General features: G+C 69.4%; 18 protein-coding genes. 10 read left to right on the top strand and 8 right to left on the bottom strand.

Features of this window, described 5'->3' with window-relative positions; translation table 11 throughout:
- Positions 1 to 5 precede the first annotated feature (5 nt).
- Together fabD and AL346_RS14960 are read right to left on the bottom strand one after the other, a co-directional pair.
- A complete protein-coding gene (gene fabD, locus AL346_RS14965) occupies positions 6 to 953 on the bottom strand; it encodes an ACP S-malonyltransferase (protein WP_026015015.1) in 948 nt (315 codons plus the stop codon).
- 52 nt (positions 954 to 1,005) lie between these two features.
- Positions 1,006 to 3,042, bottom strand: a complete 2,037-nt coding sequence (locus AL346_RS14960; protein ID WP_085953002.1) for a methyl-accepting chemotaxis protein — start codon at positions 3,040 to 3,042, stop codon at positions 1,006 to 1,008.
- A gap of 246 nt (positions 3,043 to 3,288) precedes the next feature.
- On the opposite strand from AL346_RS14960, the gene AL346_RS14955 reads away from it, so the two are divergent.
- Positions 3,289 to 4,974 (top strand): isovaleryl-CoA dehydrogenase, encoded by a 1,686-nt coding sequence (locus tag AL346_RS14955; RefSeq protein WP_019401511.1) that lies wholly within the window; start codon positions 3,289 to 3,291, stop codon positions 4,972 to 4,974.
- 15 nt (positions 4,975 to 4,989) lie between these two features.
- Here the strand turns inward: AL346_RS14955 and AL346_RS14950 are convergent, their stop codons facing one another.
- Together AL346_RS14950 and AL346_RS14945 are read right to left on the bottom strand one after the other, a co-directional pair.
- Positions 4,990 to 6,060 carry a M48 family metallopeptidase gene (locus AL346_RS14950; protein WP_019401512.1) on the bottom strand — a complete coding sequence of 357 codons (1,071 nt, stop codon included), beginning with the start codon at positions 6,058 to 6,060 and terminating at the stop codon, positions 4,990 to 4,992.
- Entirely contained in the window at positions 6,050 to 7,123 is a 1,074-nt protein-coding gene (locus AL346_RS14945; protein ID WP_019401513.1) for a YjgN family protein, read from the bottom strand. Before AL346_RS14945 ends, AL346_RS14950 begins: the two co-directional genes overlap by 11 nt.
- 357 nt (positions 7,124 to 7,480) lie before the next feature.
- Here AL346_RS14945 and rnr point away from each other — a divergent pair, with 357 nt between their 5' ends.
- From rnr to AL346_RS14905, 8 genes are all read left to right on the top strand, one after another.
- The gene (rnr, locus tag AL346_RS14940; RefSeq protein WP_019401514.1) at positions 7,481 to 9,817 is read left to right on the top strand and encodes a ribonuclease R; all 2,337 of its coding nucleotides are present in this window, start codon (positions 7,481 to 7,483) and stop codon (positions 9,815 to 9,817) included.
- Positions 9,796 to 10,236, top strand: a complete 441-nt coding sequence (locus AL346_RS14935) for a DUF983 domain-containing protein (RefSeq protein ID WP_156332763.1) — start codon at positions 9,796 to 9,798, stop codon at positions 10,234 to 10,236. Before rnr ends, AL346_RS14935 begins: the two co-directional genes overlap by 22 nt.
- 25 nt (positions 10,237 to 10,261) lie before the next feature.
- A complete protein-coding gene (locus tag AL346_RS14930; protein ID WP_026015017.1) occupies positions 10,262 to 10,993 on the top strand; it encodes an NUDIX hydrolase in 732 nt (243 codons plus the stop codon).
- Positions 10,994 to 11,003: 10 nt separating this feature from the next.
- A complete protein-coding gene (locus tag AL346_RS14925) occupies positions 11,004 to 11,348 on the top strand; it encodes an MmcQ/YjbR family DNA-binding protein (protein WP_019401517.1) in 345 nt (114 codons plus the stop codon).
- A 337-nt stretch (positions 11,349 to 11,685) separates the two neighbouring features.
- Positions 11,686 to 12,069 carry a DNA-directed RNA polymerase subunit omega gene (gene rpoZ, locus AL346_RS14920; protein ID WP_019401518.1) on the top strand — a complete coding sequence of 128 codons (384 nt, stop codon included), beginning with the start codon at positions 11,686 to 11,688 and terminating at the stop codon, positions 12,067 to 12,069.
- Between the two features lie 169 nt (positions 12,070 to 12,238).
- Positions 12,239 to 14,446 carry a bifunctional (p)ppGpp synthetase/guanosine-3',5'-bis(diphosphate) 3'-pyrophosphohydrolase gene (locus AL346_RS14915; RefSeq protein WP_019401519.1) on the top strand — a complete coding sequence of 736 codons (2,208 nt, stop codon included), beginning with the start codon at positions 12,239 to 12,241 and terminating at the stop codon, positions 14,444 to 14,446.
- A 477-nt stretch (positions 14,447 to 14,923) separates the two neighbouring features.
- Positions 14,924 to 15,571: an NYN domain-containing protein gene (locus AL346_RS14910; RefSeq protein WP_019401520.1), complete on the top strand. Its 648-nt coding sequence runs from the start codon at positions 14,924 to 14,926 to the stop codon at positions 15,569 to 15,571.
- 14 nt (positions 15,572 to 15,585) lie between these two features.
- Complete coding sequence (locus AL346_RS14905; protein WP_019401521.1) at positions 15,586 to 16,218, top strand: uracil-DNA glycosylase; 633 nt, start codon at positions 15,586 to 15,588, stop codon at positions 16,216 to 16,218.
- Between the two features lie 7 nt (positions 16,219 to 16,225).
- Here the strand turns inward: AL346_RS14905 and AL346_RS14900 are convergent, their stop codons facing one another.
- Entirely contained in the window at positions 16,226 to 17,080 is an 855-nt protein-coding gene (locus AL346_RS14900; RefSeq protein ID WP_019401522.1) for a LysR substrate-binding domain-containing protein, read from the bottom strand.
- Positions 17,081 to 17,182: 102 nt separating this feature from the next.
- Between AL346_RS14900 and AL346_RS14895 the strand changes: the two genes are divergently transcribed.
- Positions 17,183 to 18,178 (top strand): bile acid:sodium symporter family protein, encoded by a 996-nt coding sequence (locus AL346_RS14895; RefSeq protein ID WP_019401523.1) that lies wholly within the window; start codon positions 17,183 to 17,185, stop codon positions 18,176 to 18,178.
- Between the two features lie 9 nt (positions 18,179 to 18,187).
- On the opposite strand, the gene AL346_RS14890 is transcribed toward AL346_RS14895, so the two are convergent.
- From AL346_RS14890 to dapA, 3 genes are read right to left on the bottom strand one after another with little or no spacing between them, the layout of a single operon-like run.
- Positions 18,188 to 18,571 (bottom strand): VOC family protein, encoded by a 384-nt coding sequence (locus AL346_RS14890; protein ID WP_019401524.1) that lies wholly within the window; start codon positions 18,569 to 18,571, stop codon positions 18,188 to 18,190.
- Positions 18,572 to 18,599: 28 nt separating this feature from the next.
- Positions 18,600 to 19,088 (bottom strand): SsrA-binding protein SmpB, encoded by a 489-nt coding sequence (gene smpB / locus AL346_RS14885; protein ID WP_019401525.1) that lies wholly within the window; start codon positions 19,086 to 19,088, stop codon positions 18,600 to 18,602.
- Positions 19,089 to 19,137: 49 nt separating this feature from the next.
- Entirely contained in the window at positions 19,138 to 20,031 is an 894-nt protein-coding gene (dapA, locus tag AL346_RS14880; RefSeq protein ID WP_019401526.1) for a 4-hydroxy-tetrahydrodipicolinate synthase, read from the bottom strand.
- Positions 20,032 to 20,176: the final 145 nt, after the last annotated feature.

Below are 20,176 nucleotides of genomic sequence, written 5' to 3'. Positions count from 1 at the left end.
CGCTGTCAGAGCCCGCGCGACGCCTTGTAGGCGGCGACGTCCTCGGGCGTGCCCACGGCCTGGGCCGAGGCCCCGGCGGCGATGCGTTTGGCAAGGCCCGTCAGCACCTTGCCGGAGCCGAGCTCATAGAATGAATCAACGCCCTCGCCGGCCATGAAGGCGACGCACTCGCGCCAGCGTACCGTGCCGGTGACCTGGCGCACGAGCCCTTCGCGGATCACCTGCGGATCGGTCACGGCGCGCGCATGGACATTGGCGACGAGCGGCGCCTTCGGCGCCGCGATCACGACCGTCGACAGCGCCTCGGCCATCACGTCGGCCGCCGGCTGCATCAGCGAGCAGTGGAAGGGGGCGGACACGGGCAGGAGCATGGCGCGCTTGGCGCCGCGCTGCGGGGCGAGCGCCACCGCCCGCTCGACCGCGGCCTTGTGGCCGGACACGACCACCTGCCCGCCGCCGTTGTCGTTGGCGGCCTCGCAGACCTCGCCCTCGGCCGCCTCGGCCGCGACCTGGGCCGCGTCCTCGAATTCCATGCCGAGGATGGCGGCCATGGCGCCCTCGCCCGCCGGCACGGCCTTCTGCATGGCGTCGCCACGGATGCGCAGCAGCCGCGCCGTATCGGCGACGGAGAGGCTGCCCGCCGCGGCGAGCGCCGAATATTCGCCGAGCGAGTGGCCGGCGACGAAGGCGACATCGCGCGCGAGGTCGAGCCCGGCCTCGCTCTCCAGCACGCGCACGACGGCGAGACTGGCGGCCATGAGGGCGGGCTGGGCGTTCGCCGTCAGCGTCAGCGCGTCCTGCGGCCCCTCCCACATCACCTGCGAGAGCTTCTGGCCGAGGGCCTCGTCGACCTCGGCGAAGACGGCACGGGCGACCGGAAAGGCCTCGGCGAGAGCCTTGCCCATCCCGACGGCCTGGCTGCCCTGGCCCGGAAAGGTGAAAGCGACTGGCATGCGGCACTCCAATAAAACGTCGCGGGGCAGTGCCATTGGTTCTGCCGCGCTGTCAAGCCGCGCCGGCTTCTCCTTGTGGACCGGAGGGCACGCCATCCTCCCCTTCCGCCGCCTCGACGCCCTCGAGAAAGGCACGGACGCTCGCCTCCAGCGCATCGGCCTGCTGCGACAGCCGCGAGGACCATTCGCTGACGGCGGCGGCGGCGGCGCCGGCGCGCACCACCTCGTTCTCGACGCTGCGCATGGACAGGGCGCCGGCGCGCGCCTCGGCCGCGACGGCCTGGGTCTTGGCCGCCATGCGGGCGACGATGCCGTGCTGCTCGCGCGCCGCTTCCGCAACACCCGTCGCCACGCCCGACACTTCCGCCACCAGGCTGTCCATGGCGCCGACGGAACGTTCCGCCGCCGCGGACGCCTCCTGGATCTCCCTGATCTTGGCCGCGATCTCGCTGGCGAACTCGGCCGTCTGGCCGGCGAGCCCCTTCACCTCCTGCGCCACGACGGCAAAGCCGCGGCCGGCATCCCCGGCCCGGGCCGCCTCGATGGCGGCATTGAGCGAAAGGAGGTTCACCTGGTCGGCGATGGCGTGGATGATGTCCGTCACCTCCTCGATGCGGGCCGCACGCTCCGCCAGGCTGCGGATCGTCTCGACCGTATGGCCGATGGCCACCACCGCCTGTTCGGCGACGGCATCGGACTGGGCCGCGCGGTTGGCGATGCCTTCCGTCGAGGAGGTGAGATGGTCCACCCCCGCCGCGACCGAGGCCACGTTGTCCGACACGCCGGTGACGGCGACCTCGGCCTCCTCGGCCTTCTGCGACACGCCCGCCGACATGTTCGTCAGGTCCGAAGCCATGTCATCGAGCAGGCGCACCCCGTCGCGCACGCTGGTGAGCGTGCGGGAGATGTCCGCCTCGAAGCGCGTGACGAGCGCCTCCAGCCGTTCCGCGCGCCGCTGCGTGACCGTGGCGCTCCTGTTCGCATCGGCGATGAGCGCGTCGCGCTGGCGCGCGTGGTCGCGGAACATGGCGACGGCCTGCGCCATCTCGCCGATCTCGTCGTGCCGGCCTTCGCCCATCACGGCCACGTCCCGCTCGCCGGCGCGCAGCCGCCGCATGGCGACGATCATGCTCTGCAGGGGCCGCGACAGGCCGCGCGCCATGAAATAAGCGACGATGCCGGAGAGGATGACGGTGATGATCAGGGCCAGGACCTGCATGTGCCGGAGGACCGAGCTCGTGGCGCCCATGGCCTCGAGCGTCGCCGCCTCGTGCTGGGCGGCAAGGCCGACCACGCGCCGGGCCACCGCAATGCCGTCGCGCAGGTGTTCCGTGAACGCCGCCTCCGCCGAGCGCCGCGCGGCGGTGTCGGCGATGTGGCGATCGAAGGCCGCGCGATAGACGCCGAGATAGGGCCTGACCTGCTCGGCGAGCCAGCGCTGATCCGCCGGCACGGCCGCAAGCTCCTGCTCGAGCGTCTGCAGGGCCTGCCGCTGCTGCCCCAGCGCCTGCTGGGTGCCGGTGATCATGTAGTCCTTCTCGTAGCGCCGCACCATCAGCAGCGCGTTCATGGCCCGCAGGCGCCACAAGGTGGCGTCCTGCGGCGCACGGGCGACGAGCCGCCGCTCCATCTCGCCGGCGGCTTCGCGGAAGGTGCCGCGCAGCCCCTCGTCGAGCGTGAAGCCGATGCGGTCCTGCGCCGCGACGAGATCGGCGAACCGCTCGCGCATGCGGGCGAGCGCCCCCTCGAGGGCGCCGATCTCACCCCGCAGCACCACCCCCGCGTCGAGAGCCGACAGGCGTGCGACAAGAATGCCGGCCTGCGCGATATGGCCCTCCACCTGGACGAGGCTCACGTCCCCCTGGGCCAGCAGAAGCTGGTCGACCGAGAGATCGATCTCCCGCAGCTCGGCCTGCATGACGAGCGCCGTCTGCTCGAGCTGGGAGGCGCGCGAGGCGTCCTGCTGGGCATCCTCGATGGCGGCGAGGCCGGCGAGCGAAATGGCGGTGACGACGAGCATGCCGAGGAAAGGCACCCCCGCCAGCAGCATGAGCCGCAGGCGCAGCGATACGCCTGATCGTCGCCGCATGAGCTCCCTCACCTTATGTCCGGTCGGCCGTCTCCGGCTTTGACGAGTGTTCACGCGCGGCTCTTAAAAATGTCGGAAAGTCGATCATTAATCTTGCAAATACTCGCTCCGTAGAGAGCCGCACGGTGACAAGCGCACGTCCGGCTTGCATTGTTTGCCGATGATGCCATGCCTCGATGGCGCGAGTGGTGAGTGGTCCGATTCGCTCGCGCATGGCGATCTTGTGGCCCGATCTCGAGGAAGAACGTGACCGATACGGCCTCCACGCACGATGTGTTCAACCAGACGCCCCCCTTCACCGACGTCAACCTGGCCGCGCTCGACCAGCCGCTCCTCGACGCGCTGAAGAGCGTCGGCGTCGATGCCATCGGCAACGGGCTCCTGTCCTTCGGCGAAAGCTGCGGCACGGCCGAGCGACTCGACCTCGGCCGCCTCGCCAACGAGAACCCGCCGCGCCTGCGCACCCACGACGCCCAGGGCCGGCGCGCCGACATAGTCGAGTTCCACCCGGCCTATCACGCGCTGATGGAGGCCGGCGTCGAGGCCGGCCTGCACGCCTCGACCTGGGAGGCGGCCGGCAACGGCCGCGCCCATCCGGCGATGAACGGCTCGTCGCACGCGGGCTCTTCTGCCGGCTCCCATGTCGCCCGCGCCGCGCGCCTCTTCATCACGGCGGAGGTGGAGAGCGGCCACGTCTGCCCGCTCACCATGACGCATGCATCGCTGGCAGCCATTGCGGCCTCGCCCGAGCGGCTGCGTGACTGGCTGCCCATGGTGCGCTCGCGCCACTACGATCCGCGCTTCGTCCCCTTCTGGGAAAAGCGCGGCGTCACCGTCGGCATGGGCATGACGGAAAAGCAGGGCGGCACGGACGTGCGCGCCAACACCACCCGCGCGGAGCCCGCGAGCGGCGACGAGTACGAGATCACCGGCCACAAGTGGTTCATGTCGGCGCCGATGTGCGACGCCTTCCTGGTGCTGGCGCAGGCGCCGGGCGGCCTCACCTGCTTCCTGCTGCCGCGCTTTCGGCCGGACGGCAACGTCAACGCGCTCCACCTGCAGCGGCTCAAGGACAAGCTCGGCAACCGCTCCAACGCCTCCTCGGAGGTGGAATTCCACAAGGCCTTCGCCTGGCGCGTCGGCGAGGAGGGCAAGGGCGTGCGCACCATCATCGAGATGGTGCAGCTGACCCGCCTCGACTGCGTCGTCGCCTCGGCCGGGCTGATGCGCATGGGCCTCGCGCTCGCCGTGCACCACGCCCGGCACCGCTCCGCCATGCAGCGCAAGCTCGTCGACCAGCCGGTGATGGCGGCCGTCCTCGCCGACCTTGCCCTCGAAAGCGAGGCGGCGACGGCGCTCGCTTTGCGGCTCGCCGCGAGCTTCGACCTCGCCGCCGAGAACGCGCGCGAGGCGGCGCGGGCGCGCATCCTGACGCCGGCGGCGAAGTTCCTCGTGTGCAAGGCGGCGCCGGCCTTCCTCTACGAGGCGATGGAATGCCTCGGCGGCAACGGCTATGTCGAGGAAAGCCCGATGCCCCGCCTCTACCGCGAGGCGCCGGTCAACGCCATCTGGGAGGGCTCCGGCAACGTCATGGCGCTCGACGTCCTGCGCGCGGCCGAGCGTGACGCCGAGGCGATGGCCTCCGTGCTCGTCACCCTCGGCGAGGAGGTCGCCGGCCTCTCCGGCGCGCGGGAGGCGCTGGCGGACGTCGAGGCGATGCTCGCCGGCAGCGAGCGGGAGCGGAACGCGCGCCGCATCGCCGAGACGCTGGCGCTGGTGGCCGCCGCCGCCGCCCTCGCCCGCTCGGCCCCACCGCCGATCGCCGAAGCCTTCGTCCGGACACGCCTCGCCGCCCCACGGCGCGGCTTCGGCGCCAACGACCTCGCGAGTGCCGGGGCGGACCTGCTGCGACGCGCCCTGCCCCTGCTCTAGGGACGGCGGCGCCGCTCAGTCGCGCAGCTGGCTCTCGGCTTCGCGGCGCAGCCGGTCGATGCGCTCGCCGGTGGCCGGGTGGGTGGAGAGCAGGCCACCGCCGCCTGCCCCGAGCTCCTCTTCCAGACGCGCGAAGAGCCGTCCGAGAGCGAGCGGATCACGGCCGGCACGCGCCATCAGCGCGGCGCTGTAGCGGTCGGCCTCATGCTCGTGGTCGCGCGAATAGGACAGCGTCACGAGCAGCGAGCCCTGCATCAGCAGGTCCTCAACCGCGGCGCCGATATCGCCGCCGGCAAGCATGATCAGCCCCGACAGGCCGGCGGCGTGATAGAGCCGACGCAGGCTGTGCTCGTGCTCCACGTGGCCGATCTCGTGCGCCAGCACGCCCAGGATCTCGTCCTCACTTTGGGCCAACTCGACGAGTTCGTCCGTGAGGATGATGGAGCCGTCCGGCAGCGCGAAGGCATTGGCACCGATGCGGCCGCCCCGCCGGAGGTGAAGGGTGAAGCCCTCGGCCTTGCGCGGGGAAAGGTCGGCGAGGTCGCGGAACTGGCGCTTCAGCGAATCCTGTACACCCTCCCCGAGCGCGGAAGGCGCCAGCAGCGAATGGTCGAGCGTCGCCAGCACGCTGCGCCCCATCATCTGCGGGGCGACCGGCGGCGTGACCGCCACGGCGATCTCGACCATCACCGGCAGGGCGTAGCGGTAGGTCGCGAAGCACAGCGCCACGATCATGGCGATGACGACGAGGAGGCGCGGATGGAAGCGCTCCAGCGCCGCGACGAAGCCGTAGCCGGCACCGTGCCGGCGCCGCAGCCAGCGGTCGATGGCGTCATTGTCGCCGGAGACGAAGACGCTGCCGTCGGGCAGGATCACGCGGCGCGGGATCGAGCCGACCCGCGCCGAAACCTCCACCTCCGGGCCCGTGGCGAGCGCCACCTCGGCCGCCAGGTCGGCGGGCACGATCTCGACGCGCCCGCGGGCTGCGACAAGCCGTGCGGGCACAGCCCGGCTGCCGCCGGGCGGATGCCACGTGCCGTCGCAGGCGAAGGGCTGCTCCGTCTCCGTCGCCGCGTCAGAGGGCAAAGTCGAAGCCTTCCACGTCCATGAACTCCGCCCCGACGGCCGAACCGCTCACGGCGATCCCGCTCAGGTAGTCGTCGAGCGAGCCGGCGACGACGAGCGCGGTCGCGGCCGCGTTGTAGCGCGCCATGCGCACCGCCGCCCAGGGCCGCGCCAGCCCGAGCGAGAAGACCGTGGCGAGGAGATTGGTGATGGCGATGAAGGCATAGCGGCCGCGCGACAGCGTGGAGCGGAAGCGATGCTGGCCGTCGAGCACCGTGGCGCCAAGCGCGACGTTGCGCACGCCGGCGTGGTAGACGAGACCCGCCGTGCCGTAGAACAGGACGAGATAGGCGACGATGCCGACGGGGATGATCACGGACAGCACGCGGCGCAGGTCGTCATAGCCCATGGCCTGCAGCAGCGACGACGCCTTCAGCGCGACGACGCCGCCGGCGACGAGCACCAGCCCGCAGACGACGAGCAGCGCCGGCAGCCACCATTGGCGGTAGAGCGCGCGCACGCTCGGCTCGCAGGCGACACCCCGGCCGCCGTAGCGCAGGTTGCCGACCACGTAGCGCCACAGCCAGCGCGAGGTGACGGGGGCGAGAATGCCGAGCGAGAGCACGGCAATGACCGGGCCGAGGATGAAGGCCCTGGCCGCGCCCCAATAGCCGCCGGCGAAATCGAACCGCACGTTGCGGAAGCTCGTGACACGGGCGTTGAAGCGCAGGCCGCGCTGCAGCAGCCAGGGCACGACCGGCAGCAGCACGAGGCTGACGACCAGGCCGGCGAGCGGGGCGAGATTGGCGAGGACGTTGTAAGCCACGATCGCCGTGACCACGATGATGCGGCCGATGAGGATCTTCACCGGCCGCGCGTGATAGTCGAAGCTGCTGCCGGCAAGACGGGTGCTGCCGTAGAAATAGCGCATGCGCCGCACCTTGGCCCAGGCGGAATAGATGCCGAGCGTCACGATCGTCAGCAGCACGTTGACGATCCAGATGCCGAAATATTCTCGGGCCGATCCTGCGAAGACGAACGGTTCGATGCGCCCGCCAGCCGGCATCGCCGCTGCGCGCGGCATTGCTGAAATATCATTCATTGCCCAACCCCGAAAACGACCGCCGTCAGCTATTGGGCAACCGCTTCACTGTCAATCGGCATGTTTTCGAGTTGTTCTCATGTGGCTGCTGAGTAAAACTTTAGGAAAACCCGGCCCAGCCGGATATTCTCACCCTGCCGTGCGCTTGGAACCCGTGCCGCTGCCACCGCATTCGGTCAGCGCAGGCCGCCGGCCGCCGCGGCGGGATGGCCGCTGTAGCCTTTGCGCGCCGCTCATGCGAGAACAGACCCAACGACCGATTGGACAAGAACCTTGGCCCGACGCCTGAAGCCCCCGAAAGCCGCCCACCACCACAGCCCCGTCCGCGGCGACACGCACATGCCGACGAAGGAGGCCATCGCCGCCTTCATCGCCGAATCGCCCGGCAAGGTCGGCAAGCGCGAGATCGCGCGCGCCTTCGGCATCGGCGGCGGCGAGCGTATCTGGCTGAAGCGCATGCTGCGCGAACTGGAGGACGAGGGCGTCATCGACCGGCGGCGCAAGGTGCTGCACAAGGCCGGGCGCCTGCCGCCCGTCGTCCTCGCCGACATCACCGGCCGCGACGCCGACGGCGAGCTCGTCGCCGAGCCGGCGGAGTGGAGCACGGAGGAGGACGGCAAGGCGCCGCGCATCATCATTGCCCCGTCCCGCCGGCAGCGCGCCGGCGAGCCGGCGCCGGGCGTCGGCGACCGGGCGCTGGTGCGCGTCGAGCCGGCCGGGGAAGAAGGCCCGCAGGTCTACACTGGGCGCATCATCAAGCTCATCGCCAAGATGAAGGCCCAGGTGCTCGGCGTCTATCGGGCGAATCGCGAGCGCGGCGGCGGCTATCTCGTGTCCGTCGACAAGAAGTCGCTCGGGCGGGAGATCATCATTCCAGCCGGCGCCGAGGGCGAGGCGGAGGACGGCGACCTCGTCAGCGTCTCCGTCGCGCGCGGCACGCGCCTCGGCCCGCCGCAGGCCAAGGTGCGCGAGCGCCTCGGCTCCCTCAAGTCCGAGCGTGCCATCAGCCTCGTCGCCATCCACGCCCATGGCATCCCGCACGTCTTCCCGCCGGCGGTGCTGCGCGAGGCGGAGGCGGCAAAGCCCGCGACGCTTGCGGGACGCGAGGACTGGCGCGCGCTGCCGCTCGTCACCATCGACCCCGCCGATGCCAAGGATCACGACGACGCCGTCCACGCGGAGCCGGACGAGGACCCGGACAATCCGGGCGGCCATGTCCTCCACGTCGCCATCGCCGATGTCGCCGCCTATGTGACGCCGGGCTCGGCGCTCGACCGGGAGGCGCTGGAGCGCGGCAACTCGGTCTATTTCCCCGACCGGGTCGTGCCGATGCTGCCCGAGCGCATCTCGAACGACCTGTGCTCGCTGCGCCCGGGCGAGGATCGGCCGGCGCTCGCCGTGCGCATCGTCATCGACGCGAGCGGCCGCAAGAAGCGCCACAGCTTCCACCGCGTGCTCATGCGCTCGGCCGCCAAGCTCGCCTATCCGCAGGCGCAGAAGGCCATCGACGGCAGGCCGGACGAGGTGACGGACACGCTCGTCGAGCCCGTTCTGAGACCGCTGTGGGCCGCCTATCACGCGCTCGCCCGCGCCCGCGACGCACGCGAGCCGCTGGCGCTCGACCTGCCGGAGCGCAAGCTCATCCTCAAGGAGGACGGCACGGTCGACCACGTGCTCATTCCCGAGCGGCTCGACGCGCACCGGCTGATCGAGGAATTCATGATCCTCGCCAATGTCTGCGCCGCCGAGACGCTGGAGAAGAGCGACCTCGCCTTCACCTACCGCGTGCACGACGAGCCCTCGCTCGAGAAGATGCGCGTGCTCGGCGAGGTGCTCGCCTCCATCGGCCTCAAGCTGCCGAAGGGCGGCGTGCTGCACCCGTCCCTCTTCAACCGCATCCTCGCCTCGGTGGACAAGACCCCGCACCGGGCCTTCATCAACGAGATCGTGCTGCGCTCGCAGGCGCAGGCCGAATATTCGACGGACAATTACGGCCACTTCGGCCTGGCGCTGCGCCGCTACGCCCACTTCACCTCGCCCATCCGCCGCTATGCCGATCTCATCGTGCACCGCTCCCTCATCCGCCACCTGAAGCTCGGCGATGGCGGTCTGCCCGCCTCGACGACGCGGGAGGAGATGGCGGAGGTCGCGGCGCGCATCTCGGCGGCGGAGCGGCGCGCCATGGCGGCCGAGCGCGAGACCATCGACCGGCTCATCGCCCACTACATGGCCGACCACGTCGGCGCGACCTTCGAGGGGCAGATCGCGGGCGTGACCGGCGCAGGGCTCTTCGTGAAGCTCGACCACACCGGCGCCGACGGCTTCATCCCGGCAGCGACGCTGGGCGCCGACTACTTCCGCTTCGACGAGCGGCAACATGCCCTCGTCGGCTCCCGCTCGGGCGAGGTCTTCCGCCTCGGCGACCGGGTGACGGTGCGCCTCGTCGAAGCCGCGCCCGTGGCCGGCGCCCTGCGCTTCGAGATGCTCAGCGACGGCAAGGCCGGCGCGCGACAGAGCGCCCAATTGCGCGCGCGCAGCCGCAATGCCAAATCCTTCCGGCCCGGCAAGAGCGCCAAGGCGGCCGAGCGGGCAGCCGCTCGCAAGGCGGCCCGGCAGAAAGGCGCGCGCAACAACCGGGCGAAACAGGATACGACATGGCCCCGACGGGACGATTGATGAATGCCTTCGAGGAGCGGCGCGACTGGCAGGGCGCGATCAAGCGCGGCCTTGCCTGCCGCTGCCCCGCCTGCGGCCGCGGCCGCCTGTTCTCGGGCTTCCTCAAGGTCAGGCCGCAGTGCGAGGCCTGCGGCGAGGACCTGTCGCACCACCGGTCCGACGACCTGCCGCCCTATATCGTCATCACCATCGTCGGCCACGTCGTCGTGGGCGCTAACCTCACCATCGAGAGCGCGGCCGAGTGGCCGCTGTGGACGCACATGGTGCTGTGGCCCCTGCTCGCCCTCGGCATGTGCCTTGCGCTGCTGCAGCCGGTGAAGGGCGGGGTCGTCGGCTACCAGTGGGCGCTGCGCATGCACGGCTTCGGCGACAACGCTGACGAGGAAGCGCCGCTGCGCATGAGCGGCTATGAAGGATAACGCGGTGAGCGACCACGCCCGGCATCTGACGACGACCGAACTCCTGACGAATGCGCCGCGGGAGCGGCGCTGGGACAACCAGCGCCCCAGGGACGCGGCGACGCTCATCATCATCGACCGGCGCGGCCGCACGCCGAAGGTGCTGATGGGCCGGCGGCACGAAGGCCACAAGTTCATGCCCGGCAAGTTCGTCTTCCCCGGCGGACGCATCGAGGCGGGGGACCGGGCGATGCCGGTGGCCGGCATGCTCAACCCGGCCGCCGAGATGCGCCTCGTCTCCCGCGTCACGCGCCCCAGCCTCGTGCGTGCCAGGGCGCTTGCGCTCGCCGCGGTGCGCGAGACCTTCGAGGAGACCGGGCTCATCATCGGCTCGCGCGACTACGGCCCGCCGGAGAGCGCGCCGGAGGGGCCGTGGCGAGCCTTTCTCGAGCACGGCATCTTTCCCGATCTCGAGACGCTGCAGTTCGTCGCCCGCGCCATCACGCCGCCGCGCCGGCCCAAGCGCTTCGACACGCGCTTCTTCGCCGTGGACGCGACCGCCATCGCCGCCACCGTTCCGGACATCGTCGGGCCGCAGTCGGAGCTCACCGAGCTCGCCTGGGTGTCGCTGCGCGACGCCAAGCGCCTCGACCTGCCCACGATCACGCATGTGATCATCGAGGAACTGGAGGCGCGCATCGCCGGCGGCTTCGCGCCGGAGCTGCCCGTGCCGTTCTATTACGAACGCCGTGGACGCTTCGTCCGCGAGGAGCTGTGAGGGTGGCCCCGTGACGGTGGAGCCGGTCGATCTGTTGCGCCGCATCTGCCTCGCCCTGCCCGAGGCCGAGGAGAAGGAAACCTGGGGCGGCCCCACGTTCCGCATCCGCGACAAGATCTTCGCCATGCCGAGGAGCGGCGACGGCCGCCCCTCGCTGTGGTGCAAGGCGCCGCCCGGCAGCCAGATGGTGCTCGTCGGCGCCGACCCGGCGCGCTTCTTCGTGCCGCCCTACGTCGGCCACAAGGGCTGGATCGGCATGCGCCTCGACGACGGCCCCGACTGGACCGAGGTCGAAGCCATCGTGCGCCGCAGCTACCGCATGACGGCGCCGAAGCGGCTCGCGGCGGGAGTGTGAGGGATCAAGCGGCAGTCGGCAGTCGGCAGTCGGCAGTCGGCAGTCGGCAGTCGAAGGGGATGGCAGACCGCGGCAACCGGAAGCAACCTCGTTTCCCGGACGCATGCAGCGAAGCGGAATGCGAGCCGGGAACCAGCGCGAGAATCCGCCGCAGGCGCTGCATGAATGGGCCCCGGCTCAGCACCGCATCATTTCATGCTGCGGTGCGTCCGGGGCACGAGCGTGTGCGCCGGCCCTTCCGCCGCCCGCCGCCTCGCCGCCCCTTGCGCTCGCGGGCCCGCGGGTGTAGGTAGCGCGTTCGATCCGTAACATTTTGTCGCTTGAGAGGGAGCCCAGCATGGCTCGCGTTACCGTCGAGGATTGCATCGACAAGGTCGACAACCGCTTCGACCTCGTGCTCCTCGCTGGCCATCGTGCCCGCATGATCTCCGCCGGCGCTCCGCTGACGGTCGACCGCGACCGTGACAAGAACCCGGTGGTGGCCCTGCGCGAGATCGCGGACGAGACCGTCTCGCCGGAAGACCTGAAGGAAGACCTCATCCACTCGATGCAGCGCTACGTCGAGGTCGACGAGCCGGAGGCGGACGCCGTGCCGCTGATCGGCACGCCGTCGTCGAGCGGCGACGACAGCGACGTGCAGTTCGACCGGATGAGCGAGGAAGACCTGCTGCGCGGCCTCGAGGGCCTCGTCCCGCCGGCCGACAGCGGCGACGACGACTGACCGGCACGCTGCGACGCCAGCGGTTGGCTGGAAAGCCCGGCACCCAGCCGGGCTTTTTTCGTTGGCGGACGCAAGCTGCGGCGTCGAGGCGCTGTGCAAGCCCTTGCGCCACCGGCCTATCTTCATGATATCTTTTGAAAAATTGAGAACTGATCCCGGTCACCGGCCCATGATGCGGCAGTATGAGCTCGTCGAGCGTGTCAAACGTTATCATCCGGATGCGGACGAGGCCTTGCTCGACCGGGCCTATGTCTATGCCATGCGGGCGCACGGCCAGCAGAAGCGCGCCTCGGGCGACCTGTTCTTTTCCCATCCCCTCGAGGTCGCGGCCATCCTGACGGACCTCAGGCTCGACGATTCAACCATCGTCGCCGCCGTCCTGCACGACACGATCGAGGACACCGACGCCACGCGCGAAGAGATCGACCGCATGTTCGGTCAGGAGATCGGCGCGCTGGTGGACGGCCTCACCAAGATCAAGAAGCTCGACTTCGTGTCGAAGAAGGCCAAGCAGGGCGAGAACTTCCGCAAGCTGCTGCTCGCCATCGCCGCCGACGTGCGCGTGCTGCTCGTCAAGCTGGCCGACCGGCTGCACAATATGCGCACCCTGCACTACGTGGTGCCGGAAAAGCGCCTGCGCGTCGCCGAGGAGACGCTGGAGATCTATGCCCCGCTCGCCGGGCGCATGGGCATCCAGGAAATGCGCGACGAACTGGAGGATCTCTCCTTCCGTTACCTGAAGCCGGAGGCCTACGAGACGATCACCCGCCGGCTCGAGGAAGTGGCCCAGCGCAACGGCCCGCTGATCGACACCATCGAGCGCGACCTGATGGCCCGGCTCGCCGAACGGGGCATCGCGGCGAAGGTGACCGGCCGGCGCAAGCGGCCCTATTCCATCTGGCGCAAGATGGAGCGCAAGTCCGTCGCCTTCGAGCAGCTCTCCGACATCTTCGGCTTCCGCGTCCTCGTCGACAGCCTCGACGACTGCTACCGGGCGCTCGGCGTGGTGCACACCACCTGGCCGATGGTGCCCGGGCGCTACAAGGACTACATCTCGACGCCGAAGCAGAACGACTATCGCTCGATCCACACGACGGTGATCGGGCCCGGGCACCAGCGCGTCGAACTGCAGATCCGCACCGCCGAGATGCACGAGATCGCCGAGTACGGCATCGCGGCCCACGCCCTTTACAAGGACGGGCGCACCGGCGCCGGCGGCACGCTGATGAACGAGAGCCGGGCCTATCAGTGGCTGCGGCGCACGGTCGATCTCCTCGCCGAGGGCGACAGCCCGGAGGAGTTCCTCGAGCACACCAAGCTCGAGCTGTTCCACGACCAGGTCTTCTGCTTCACGCCCAAGGGGCGGCTCATCGCCCTGCCCCGCGGCGCGACACCCATCGACTTCGCCTATGCGGTGCACACGGACGTCGGCAACACGGCGGTCGGCGCCAAGATCAACGGCCGAATCGCGCCGCTGCTGTCGGAGCTGCAGAACGGCGACGAGGTCGAGATCGTGCGCGCGGAGGGACAGGTGCCGCCGGCGGCGTGGGAATCGCTCGTCGTCACGGGCAAGGCGCGCGCCGCCATCCGCCGCGCGACGCGCAGCGCCGTGCGCCGGCAATATGCCGGCCTCGGCCGCCAGATCCTCGACCGGGCCTTCGAGCGCGCCGGCAAGGCCTTCTCCGACGACAAGCTGAAGGCGGCGCTGCCGCGGCTCGCACGGCAGTCGATCGACGACGTGCTCGCCGCCGTCGGACGCGGCGAGATGTTCTCGGGCGATGTGGTGCAGGCCATCTACCCGGAATACCGGGAGGACCGGAAGCCGAGCAGCGACAGCGCCAACGGCGTCGGCTGGTTCGACATCAAGGGCGGGGACAACCTGCGCTTCAAGGTGCCCGGCACCGGCGGGGAGGAAGGCCCGAGCTGCGCCATCCCCATCCGCGGCCTCAACGGCGACCTGCCGGTGCGCTTCGCGCCGGAGGGCGGCGCCGTGCCGGGGGACCGCATCGTCGGCATCCTGACGCCGGGCGAAGGCATCACCATCTACCCCATCCAGTCCCCCTCCCTCGCCGCCTTCGAGGATGCGCCGGACCGCTGGCTCGACGTGCGCTGGGCGGTGGAGGACAGCAACCGGCAGCGTTTTCCCGCGCGGATCGCGCTCAACTCCATCAACGAACCGGGCACGCTCGCTACGGTTGCGCAGGTGATCGCCGAGCATGACGGCAATATCGACAACGTCATCATGCGCCGCAGGACGCCGGATTTCACCGATCTGACGATCGATGTGTCCGTGTGGGACTTGAAACACCTCAACGCCATCATCGGCGAACTTCGCGCAAAGCGTGTGGTGAGCAAGGTAACTCGCGTCACGGGCTGAAAATTCTGCACGCGGCGTGGCACGCAGCGCATGACAAGCCCCCGCAACTCGTCTAGTAGATATAGACAAGTTTAAATGTACGGGTGACGGGCGGCCGGCTTCGCACGGAGCATGCCCGAAGTCGCCGGGAGATGCAGCAGCGGGCGCTCGGCAGGCGTGAACGAAGACCTTCCGCAGGCCTGCTCGCGCCGGCGAGCCGGATGCGGCAAGGCAGGGCTCTATTGCAGCGCAGCGTTCGCGAAGAGTCGTCCTTTGTTGACCCAGAAGCCGGGAATGGTAGAAATAACAGAATAATATTTACGATGCTGTTACGTTTAGCCGCTCTACCTTGCCCCCAAATGCTGGATAAGCCAACGGGGTCGCAGAATCTCCATGAGCGTCAATTGTTCCATAATTCGCCATGGACCGCACGAGCCGAGACGTAGACCAGAAACGCCAGCGCCCCACCTGAAACCAAAAGACCCCCGAGTATAATCCATGAGCAGCAAGCAGCGTATCGCACTGTTTATCGACGGCGCCAATCTCTACGCAACGACCAAGACACTTGGATTCGATATCGATTATAAACGGCTCTTAAAAGAGTTCCAGGACAGGGGGCGCCTGGTCAGGGCTTTCTATTACACGGCGATGATCGAGGATCAGGAATATTCTTCGATTCGACCGCTGATCGACTGGCTGGATTACAACGGCTATCGCGTGGTGACGAAGCCGACCAAGGAATTCGTGGATTCCTCCGGGCGTCGCAAGGTCAAGGGCAACATGGACATCGAGCTCGCCATCGACGCGCTCGAGCTCGCGCCCTTCATCGACGAGATGGTGCTGTTCTCCGGCGACGGCGACTTCCGTTCGCTCGTCGAGGCCATGCAGCGGCGCGGCGTGCGCGTGTCGGTGGTTTCCACCATCTCGACCCAGCCGCCGATGATCGCGGACGAGTTGCGCCGCCAGGCCGACGAGTTCGTCGAGATCATGCAGCTCGAGCCGCGCATCGGCCGGGACCCGGCCGAGCGCATGCAGCGCATGCAGCACGGCGGCTTCGAGGACAGCCCGCGCGGCCGCGGGCTCGAGCGGCGCTACGGCATCCGCCAGACGCCGCCGGAGAGGGATGACGGCGGCAACGAGGGCTGATACCTCTCCCCCGCATGATCGAACCGTCGTCCGACTGCCCGCAATGCCCGCGGCTCGTCGCCTTCCGCGACGAATGGCGCGCGCGCGAGCCCCTCTGGCACAACGCGCCCGTCCCCTCCTTCGGGGACAAGGGCGCGCGCCTTCTCATCGTGGGCCTCGCGCCCGGCCTGCGCGGGGCCAACCGCACCGGCCGGCCGTTCACCGGCGATTATGCGGGCGACCTGCTCTACGAGACGCTGTCGGACTTCGGCTTCTCGTCCGGCGTCTTCGCCGCGCGGCCGGACGACGGCCTGCAGCTCAAGGGAGCGCTGCTGACGAACGCCGTGCGCTGCGTGCCGCCGGAGAACAAGCCGACCGGCCCCGAGATCAAGACCTGCCGCAGCTATCTCGCCGCCACCATCGCCTCGCTGCCGGAGCTCAGCGCCATCCTGGCGCTCGGCCGCATCGCCCACGAGAGCACAGTGCGCGCGCTCGGCGCCTCGCCCGGCAAGGTACCCTTCGCGCACCAGGCGGCGCACGACATCGGCCGCGTGCGCCTCTTCGACAGCTATCACTGCTCACGCTACAACACGAACACCGGCCGCCTGACGCGGGACATGTTCCGCGCCGTCTTCACCGACATGAAGGCCTATCTCGACAGCCGTTGAGCGCCTCTCACATCGACAGGCGGGCGTTGCCGGCGAGGATGTCCGCCGCGAGCTCCCGCGCCGGCCCGGTGAATTCCCGGCCGGCCGCGGCCAAAACGAACTCCACCTCCTCCAGCTCCGGCAGATGACGCCCGGCGCGCAGCTCCACCAGCCCGGCGGGCAGCATGCTGCGCGGCTGCACGAGGACGCCGAGGCCGGCCACCGCAGCCGCACGCAGGCCGCTCAGGCTGCCGGAGGTGCAGACGATCCGCCACGGCACGTTCGCCCGCTCCAGCGCCTCGATGGCCACCGCCCGCGTGATGCTGGGCGGGGGAAAGGCGATGAGCGGCACCGGCCGGTCCGGGACGACGAGGGCCGGATTGGCCGCGGCCCAGACCAGCGCCTCGCGGCGCACGAGCGTGCCCTGCTCCTGGCCGATGCGCCGTTTGGCGAGCACGAGGTCGAGCTCGCCCGCCTGCAGCATCTCGTTGAGAATGCCGCTGAGCGCCACCGTGATCTCGAGATCGACGGAAGGGTTGCGCCGGGCGAAGTCGCCGAGCACCTCGGCGAGGCGCGACAGGACGAAATCCTCCGAGGCGCCGAAGCGCAGCTTGCCGCGCAGCTCCGCCCCCTCGAAATAGCGCTCGACCCGGCGGTTCATCTCCAGGATGTTGCGCGCGAAGCCCAGCATCGCCTCCCCGTCCGGCGTCAGCGTCACGGAATGGGTATCGCGCGCCACGAGCCGCCGGCCGACCGCCTCCTCCAGCCTGCGCACATGCTGGCTCACCGTGGACTGGCCGATGGCGAGGAGACGCCCGGCGCCGGTGAAGCTGCGCGCCTCGGCGACGGCGGCGAAGGTGCGCAGGAGCACGGGATCGTACATGGCTATCTCGTTTCGCGATGACTGATATCCGCATCAGCACAATTCCAAATAATCCAGCCGCAGGCTAGATGTGCCGCCGAGGCTCTCAACCGAGGTGGCATCATGTTGCGGCTCCTGGCGGACAGGTTTCTTCTCGCGCTCCTCGGCATCGTCGCGCTGTCGAGCGTCCTGCCGGTGCGCGGCGCGCTGGTGGAGCCGTTCAGCATCGCCACCGACATCGCCATCGCGCTCGTCTTCTTCCTGCAGGGCGCGCGCCTGTCGCGGGCGACCGTCATCGCGGGGTTCACGCACTGGCGGCTCCATCTCATGGTGTTCGCCGCCACCTTCGTGCTCTTCCCGCTCCTCGGGCTCGCCGCCGGTCTCCTTGTGCCGACGCTGCTCAGCCCGGCGCTCTATGCGGGCATCCTCTTCCTGTGCGTCCTGCCGTCGACGATCCAGTCGTCGATCGCCTTCACCTCGATCGCGCACGGCAACGTCTCGGCGGCCGTCTGCTCGGCCTCCGCCTCCAACATCCTCGGCATGTTCCTGACGCCGCTCCTCGTCGGGCTGCTGTTCAGCGCGCGCGGCAGCGGGCCGTCGCTGGAGGCCGTCGGCAGCATCCTCGTGCAGCTGCTCCTGCCCTTCGTCGTCGGACAGGTCCTGCAGCCGAAGATCGGCAAGTGGGTGATCGAGAACCGCCGCATCCTCGGCCTCGTCGACCGCGGCTCCATCCTGCTCGTCGTCTACATCGCCTTCAGCCACGCGGTGGTGGACGGGCTGTGGCACAAGCTATCGGCGCTCGACCTCGCGGTCATGGTCGGCGTCGACGTGGTGCTGCTCGCCCTCGTGCTCGCCGTCACGACCGCAGCCGCGCGGCTTCTCGGCTTCAGCCGCGAGGACGAGATCACCATCGTCTTCTGCGGCTCCAAGAAGAGCCTCGCGAGCGGCGTGCCGATGGCGAAGGTCATCTTCGCCGGGCAGGACACCGGCATCATCCTGCTGCCGCTGATGCTCTTCCACCAGATCCAGCTGATGGCCTGCGCCGTGCTGGCGCGACACTACGCCGACCGGCGTCTCAAGGAGATGGAAGAGGAGGAGGCGCTGCCGGCACAGGCCTGACGGCGCGCCTCAGGCGTAGGCGATGAACTCGAGCAGCGAGCCGTCGGGGTCGCGGAAATAGACGCTGGTGCCATGGCCGCGCGCGCCAAAGCGCTCCACCGGGCCGAGCTCGACGGCGACGTCATGGGCGGCGAGATGGGCGAGCGCCTCCTCGATCGTGCCGTGCCATTCGAAGCACAGATCGCTGTTGCCCGGCATCACCGGCAGCCGCGCCCGCGGCTCGCCGAGCTGGCCGGGGCCATGGCAGTTGAGCTGCATGGCGCCGAAGCGGAAGGCGAAGCCGCTGCGCACCGGCACCGCCTCGGCGCCGAGCACGTCGCAATAGAACTTGCGCGACACCGACCAGTCGGACACGTGGATCACGCAATGGTCGAACGAGATATGCTTCGTCAAAGGCTCCTCCCCAGCCGCTGACCGGACCTCAGCCGCGCTCGCGCAGCACGCGCGCCTTCTCGCGCTCCCAGGTGCGCTGCTTCTCGGTCTCGCGCTTGTCGTGCAGCTTCTTGCCACGGGCGAGGCCGAGCTCCACCTTGGCGCGGCCGCGCTCGTTGAAATAGACGCGCAGCGGAATGACCGTGAAGCCCTCGCGTTGGGTGGCACCGAGCAGCTTGTTGATCTGCCGGCGGTGCAGCAGCAGCCGGCGCGGGCGCCGCGTCTCGTGGTTGAAGCGGTTGGCCTGCAGATATTCCGGGATATAGGCGTTGAACAGGAAGAACTCGTTGCCCGACGGCCCGGCATAGGCCTCGCCGATCGTGGCCTTGCCCTCGCGCAGCGACTTCACTTCCGTGCCCGTCAGCGCGATGCCGGCCTCGATGTTCTCGAGGATCTCGTAGTTGAACCGCGCCTTGCGGTTGTCCGCCACCACGCGCGGCCCGGGCGTCTTGTTGTTCTTCGCTGACACGTCACCCATCCCCGTTCGCCGCAGCGGCTCTCGCCGCCGCGGCGGACATGGTCATTTCTCAAGCGTTGATCAAGCCCGCGTGCACCATGGCGGCACGCATCTGGCGCTTGGTCGCCTCCGTCACCGGCACGAGCGGCAGGCGCGTCTCCTCGCTCATGCGGCCGAGGATGGACAGGCCGTACTTCGCCGGCGACGGATTGGTCTCGACGAAGAGCGCCGTGTGCAGCGGCATCAGCCGATCCTGGATGGCGAGGGCGGCCTTGTAGTCGCCCCTGAGGCACGCCTCCTGGAACTCCGAGCACAGCTTCGGGGCAACGTTCGCCGTCACCGAGATGCAGCCGTGGCCGCCGTGGGCCATGAAGCCGAGCGCCGTCGCATCCTCACCCGAGAGCTGGTTGAACTCCGGCCCCATCGCCTCGCGCTGCAGGCTGACGCGCGCCACATTGGCCGTCGCGTCCTTGACGCCGGTGATGTTCTTCAGCTCCGACAGGCGCTTCATGGTGTCGACGCTCATGTCGATCACCGACCGTCCGGGGATGTTGTAGATGAGGATCGGGATGCCGACGGCATCGTTGATGGCCTTGAAGTGCTGGTAGAGCCCTTCCTGGGTCGGCTTGTTGTAGTAGGGCGTGACGACGAGCAGCCCGTCGGCGCCCGCCTTCTCGGCATGGCGCGCGAGGTCGATGGCCTCGGCCGTGTTGTTCGAGCCGGCCCCGGCGACGACCGGCACCTTGCCCCTCGCCTCCGCGATGCACCAGGCCACCACCTGCTTGTGCTCGTCGTGGGTCAGTGTCGGGCTCTCGCCCGTCGTGCCCACGGGCACGAGGCCGTGCGTGCCGTTCTCGATCTGCCACGCGACATGCCCGCGAAAGGCCGCCTCGTCCAGTTTCCCGTCCCTGAACGGCGTCACGAGCGCTGTCAGTGAACCGGTGAAGAGGCGATGCGTCGTCATTACTGTCGCTCCAAAACGCAGCTGCGTTCGTTGTCCTTGCGGGAATGGCGCATGGTCGGACGGCCATACGTCTGCCGCAGTCATACCGCTCATTGAGGTGGAGGCAAAGGGGCGCCATTCCGTTTCAGCGTCCGAACAACGTTAG

The sequence above is a fragment of the Chelatococcus sp. CO-6 genome (assembly GCF_001271345.1).
Lineage (GTDB): Bacteria > Pseudomonadota > Alphaproteobacteria > Rhizobiales > Beijerinckiaceae > Chelatococcus_A > Chelatococcus_A caeni.
This window is presented reverse-complemented; position numbering and strand designations above follow the sequence as displayed.

Bases quoted from the DNA above. Each gene is read 5' to 3' on its own strand.
- rpoZ (WP_019401518.1), top strand. From the start codon at position 11,686: ATGGCTCGCGTTACCGTCGAGGATTGCATCGACAAGGTCGACAACCGC.
- AL346_RS14900 (WP_019401522.1), bottom strand. From the start codon at position 17,080: ATGTACGATCCCGTGCTCCTGCGCACCTTCGCCGCCGTCGCCGAGGCG.
- dapA (WP_019401526.1), bottom strand. From the start codon at position 20,031: ATGACGACGCATCGCCTCTTCACCGGTTCACTGACAGCGCTCGTGACG.
- AL346_RS14960 (WP_085953002.1), bottom strand. From the start codon at position 3,042: ATGCGGCGACGATCAGGCGTATCGCTGCGCCTGCGGCTCATGCTGCTG.
- smpB (WP_019401525.1), bottom strand. From the start codon at position 19,088: ATGGGTGACGTGTCAGCGAAGAACAACAAGACGCCCGGGCCGCGCGTG.
- AL346_RS14945 (WP_019401513.1), bottom strand. From the start codon at position 7,123: ATGCCGCGCGCAGCGGCGATGCCGGCTGGCGGGCGCATCGAACCGTTC.
- AL346_RS14910 (WP_019401520.1), top strand. From the start codon at position 14,924: ATGAGCAGCAAGCAGCGTATCGCACTGTTTATCGACGGCGCCAATCTC.
- AL346_RS14935 (WP_156332763.1), top strand. From the start codon at position 9,796: ATGGCCCCGACGGGACGATTGATGAATGCCTTCGAGGAGCGGCGCGAC.
- AL346_RS14915 (WP_019401519.1), top strand. From the start codon at position 12,239: ATGATGCGGCAGTATGAGCTCGTCGAGCGTGTCAAACGTTATCATCCG.
- AL346_RS14895 (WP_019401523.1), top strand. From the start codon at position 17,183: ATGTTGCGGCTCCTGGCGGACAGGTTTCTTCTCGCGCTCCTCGGCATC.
- AL346_RS14905 (WP_019401521.1), top strand. From the start codon at position 15,586: ATGATCGAACCGTCGTCCGACTGCCCGCAATGCCCGCGGCTCGTCGCC.
- rnr (WP_019401514.1), top strand. From the start codon at position 7,481: ATGCCGACGAAGGAGGCCATCGCCGCCTTCATCGCCGAATCGCCCGGC.
- fabD (WP_026015015.1), bottom strand. From the start codon at position 953: ATGCCAGTCGCTTTCACCTTTCCGGGCCAGGGCAGCCAGGCCGTCGGG.